Here is a 4,500-nt window from a genome sequence, read left to right as displayed (position 1 = left end):
GATCGGTTGCAGGGCGGGCACCTCCTCGGGCGCGGCGGCGTCGCCGTGGACGTGCAGGTCGGGGCGGAAGGCCGTGAGGTAGGCGGACCGGTCGCGGAAGGTGGCGGCCAGCGCGTCACCGTAGTCGATCAGCTCCCTGTGGGCGTGCCTGCGGGGCTCGTAGCGGGCGTAGAGGAGCCGGTCGAGCAGGTCGTGGTCGCCGCCGGCCGCGCAGATGACGTCGGCCAGGATCTCGGCGTCGTGCAGCGTGTAGCTCATGCCCATGCCCGTCATCGGGTGGCAGGCGAAGGCGGCCGAGCCGAGGAGCGCGGCGTTGCCCTTGTGGTAACCGGCCACGCGCAGCGACGACACCTTGATCCGCTGCCAGGTGGCGGGCTGCAGGACGTTGAAGGCGTCCGAGCTGTCGGTGACGAACCTTTTCAGCGTGTCGATGAGGAGGGGGATGCCGTCCTGGAAGATCTCCTTGTCGTCCTCGGGCGGCAGGCCGACGAACACCCTGGCCTGGTCCCTGTTGAGCGGGTAGAAGTAGGCCAGCCAGCCCTCGGAGCTGAAGTAGAGCCGGTTGCGCTGGGCGACGCTGGCGGTCAGCGGCACGGTGGCCACCCGCATCAGCAGCCGCTCGTACGGCATCGTCTGCTGCTCGATGTCGAGCGCCCTGCGTACGGCGGACTTGGTGCCGTCGGCGCCGATCACGACGCCGGCCCTCAGCGTGCGGCCGTCGGAGAGCGTCAACTCCTCCACCCGGCCGTCGCCGGTCGCGACGTCGTCGATGCTCGTGTCGAACCGGAACTCGACACCCTCCATGGCGCAGGAGGTGTAGATGAGCTCCACCAGTTCGCGGTAGGGGCGGATGATGAAGCCGCCGTCGGGGAAGCGGCATTCCCTGATGGGGTCGCCGTCGTGGTAGTAGCGGATGGTGTCACGCCTGAGGCCATGGCGTTCGACGAGGTCCGCCAGCCCGTGCCGGGCGAGCACGCGCCGGCCGGGGGGCTTGAGGAAGTCGGCGCCCGCGCTCGGGACCGAGGGTCCCTGCTCGATGACGACGACGTGCTGCCCGCGGCGGCCCAGTAACAGGGCGAGGAAGCAGCCGCCGAGTCCGGCGCCGACGATGGCCACGTCGCACGATGTGGTTGCCATGACGAGAGCCCTTCTGAATGGTTGAACTAGTTCGTACGCCCGCGGGTTCCGGCGAGCGGGCCTGTCTCGGCCGCCCGCGGCAGCGGGACCCGGCCCATCCGGGTGTCCACGGGGAGACCCTGCTGAGGAGCCGGTGGGGTGGTCGTGGGGGGTGTGCGGGTCTCGACTGGCAGCAGCGCGTCCGCCTCCGCCGCGACGGTGGCGAGGGTCGTGCGCAGTTCGAGCAGGAGCTTGCGCGGCACCTTGACCATGACGTCGCCCGGGTCGGGGCGCATCTTGGTGATCTTGGTGAGGGCCAGCGCGCCGATCAGCACGGAGATGGCCACGCACAGCGCGAGCGCGCCCGCCAGGCCGGCGAAGGGGCCGGTCATGAAGGGGTGGTCGATGACGATCGACACCACGGCGACCCCCACGGCGCCGCCGACCATGCGCGCCATGGTCGCCGAGCCGACGGCGGAGGCGTACTGGTGAGGGCTGGCGGCGAGGGTCGTGGCGACGGAGGTGCCGGGGGCGAGCGCGCCGACGCCGACCCCGACCACGACGCTGGCGATCAGGCCCCACACGGTGGGCCCCGACTGCACCAGCACGAGGACGCAGGCGCCGCCGCAGAGCAGCGAGCCCGCGTAGATCAGCCCGTAGGGGCCGATGCGCCTGACGAGCCGTCCGGCCAGGAAGCTCGACACGACGACGGCCACCGACGTGGGCGTCAGCCACATGGCCACTTCCAGCATGGGGTAGCCGAGGTGCAGCAGGTAGAGCGGCTGCACGGTCAGCAGCCCGTACGACAGCGCGCCGAAGCCCCAGGTCGCCAGCCAGCCCCAGACGAAGCGGGGCCGCCGCCACAGGGCCAGGTCGATCGCCGGGAGCCGGTGGCGCCTGGCCTGCGCGAGCGCGCCGCCCAGCAGGGCGACCGCGGCGAGCGTCAGCCACAGTACGTCCATGCCCCAGGCCATCGCCTTGGAGATGGCCAGTACGACGACCGCGATGCCGCCCGCGAGCAGCCAGGCGCCCAGCACGTCGGGAACGCCCTTGGCGCCGGACCTCTTGCCGGACGGGAGCCAGGCGCAGGCGATCAGCAGCGCGATGCCGATGACGACGTCGGGAATGAACAGCGCCCGCCAGCCGACGGAGGCGGCCAGCCAGCCGCCGCCCGCCTGCATGAGCAGGCAGCCGAGGCCGGACGCGGAGCTCCACAACGCGATCGCGCCGCGCCGCTCCGATTCCGGCAGCTCTCCCAGCAGCAGTCCCAGGCTGGCGGGGATCATCGCGGCCGCTCCCGCGCCTTGGACCGCCCGCGCCGCCAGCACGTAAGACCAGGGCTCCACGGCGACGGCGGCGATGCCGCCCAGCACGAACACGACGAGGCCGACGGCCAGCACCCGCCGGCGGCCGAACAGGTCGGCCCACCGGCCGGCGGTGGCCAGCAGCGCCGCGATCGGGATGAACGCCGCGCTGGTCAGCCAGACCAGGTCACCGAGCGGCATGCCCGCGCCGGCGGGCGTGTACCGCAGCACTCCGACTGCCAGGGTGGTGGCCGTGGTGTCGGCCATCACCGTCAACATGACACCCGCACCGACCAGCCGCAGCATCACGCCGTGTCGGCGGTCTGCGCCGGCCGTGCTCGATCCCCGGACGGCCGCTGGTGACGAACGCACGTGGTTCCTCCATCTTCACTGTCGATCGTGGATCGCCCCGCCGCCTGGCACACTCCGGCTGTGCGGACGGCGGAGCCTGACGGGTGGGGGTCAGGCGCCGTACCGGCCGGGCGAGAGCAGGCCGTCCGGGTCGAGCGCCGTCTTGAGCCGGTGCAGCATGCCGAGGCTGGCGGTGCTGGTCTCGGACCAGACGTCGGCGGCCGCGTGGTCGATGTCGGAGCGGTAGATGGCGCAGCCGTTGGCCCGCAGGACGCAGCTGCCGTCGTTGCGGAGCTGGTGCGCCCGGTGCGCGGCGTCGGGCGCCCCGCGTTCGAAGAAGATCTGCATGACACCGTTGGCCATGTGCCTGCTGACCAGGTTCCACTCGACCATGAGGGCGGTGGTGTGGGCGTCGACGGCCGTCTGCAGCGCGGCCAGGACGTGCTCGGTCTTCCGCGCGTGCATCGGCAGCAGCGGCAGCAGCGCGAGGAAGCCCATCGGGCCCTCGTCGATCTGGTCGCATGCGGTCACGCCGAGCGCGTTGTGCACGCCCAGGCAGGTGGGGATGCCCTGCGACATGAGCGCTCTGGCGTAGAGCGGGTCGCCGGCGTCCACCTCGGCGGCGTCGATCACCCGCAGCGCCTCGGCGCCCTCCACCTCGATCAGCGCCTTGCGCAGCAGTTCCTCGGCCAGTTCGACCGTGGCGTCGCTGCCCATGAGCGGCCCGAGGATGGTGAACATGCCGGGGTCGACGCCCGCGGGCAGCACCCAGTCGCCGCGGCTCGGCGTGAGCGACAGCTCGCGCACCCGCATCAGCCCCTCGGCCGGGTTGCCGCGGCGCAGGAACCCGGTCATCGCGCCGACCGCGGTGCCGACCTGGTCGCGCGGGATGCGGCCGTGCACGAGGGCGATGGTCTGCGGGCGCGGCACGAGCGAGACGGCCATGGCGGTGACGACGCCCAGGTTGTGCTGGACGAACGAGGACGTCAGGTCGGGCCCGGCGACGCGGCCGTGGTAGCGCCCCGCGGGGTCCAGCCCGCCGGTGGTGACGACACTGCCGTCGGCCAGCACGGCCTCGATCCCGGCGACGTCGTGCACGCGGGAGCGGATGCAGCCGTCGCCGCGGTCGAGCGCGTTGCCGATGACGGAGGTGTCGGCGCACGACGCGGTGACGTTCAGCATCCACGGAGTGCCGCGCAGCACTTCGGCGAGCTGCGCCTGGGTCACTCCCGGCTCGATGACCGCGAAGCCGGCCTCCAGGTCGAGGCTGCGTACGCGGTTCATGCCGCTGAGGTCGACGACCAGGTTGTCGTCCGTGACCGGCATGGCCGAGCCCATGCCCCAGTTCCTGCCGGTGCTGATCGGGTAGAGGCGGCGCCTGGCCGTCATGGCCTGGCGTACGAGGGCGCGTACCTCGTCGAGCGTGCGCGGCGTCTCGATGCCCGCCAGGGAGCGAGGCTGGTGTCCCCCGACGTCACGCGACCTCAGCTCCGGTCGCGACAGATCCTGCATGACTCTCCTCAAAGATCAGATATCGCTCGATGGGGGCACACTTCAGGCAGTGTGCTGGAGCAGGTCGTCGATGGAGCCGATGGCCTGGTTGGACATCTCCCTGATCTCGAGCAGCCGCTGCTCCACGTACTCGCCGGACTCGCCGGGCTCGTGCGGCTCGTACGGCTCGTAGGGCGGGAAGGTGTCGGGGAGGGTGAGGGGGTGGCGCGGCCCGGTC

General features: G+C 72.0%; 3 protein-coding genes. All 3 read right to left on the bottom strand.

Going from position 1 to position 4,500, the window contains the following annotated elements; translation table 11 throughout:
* The coding region (locus E1267_RS42735; protein ID WP_132341886.1) for an FAD-dependent monooxygenase at positions 1–1,137 on the bottom strand (1,137 nt) is incomplete at its 3' end.
* Between the two features lie 26 nt (positions 1,138–1,163).
* Positions 1,164–2,687: an MFS transporter gene (locus E1267_RS42730; protein WP_165960114.1), complete on the bottom strand. Its 1,524-nt coding sequence runs from the start codon at positions 2,685–2,687 to the stop codon at positions 1,164–1,166.
* 195 nt (positions 2,688–2,882) lie between these two features.
* Positions 2,883–4,283, bottom strand: a complete 1,401-nt coding sequence (locus tag E1267_RS42725) for an FAD-binding oxidoreductase (RefSeq protein WP_132341882.1) — start codon at positions 4,281–4,283, stop codon at positions 2,883–2,885.
* Positions 4,284–4,500 lie beyond the last annotated feature (217 nt).

The organism is Nonomuraea longispora (assembly GCF_004348345.1).
Classification (GTDB): Bacteria; Actinomycetota; Actinomycetes; order Streptosporangiales; family Streptosporangiaceae; genus Nonomuraea; species Nonomuraea longispora.
Note: the sequence above shows the minus strand (reverse complement) of the source record. Positions and strands in the feature narration are given on the sequence as shown.

What these genes read in the sequence shown, in the direction of transcription:
- E1267_RS42730 (WP_165960114.1), bottom strand. Translation starts at nt 2,687, where the DNA reads ATGGCCGACACCACGGCCACCACCCTGGCAGTCGGAGTGCTGCGGTAC.
- E1267_RS42725 (WP_132341882.1), bottom strand. Translation starts at nt 4,283, where the DNA reads ATGCAGGATCTGTCGCGACCGGAGCTGAGGTCGCGTGACGTCGGGGGA.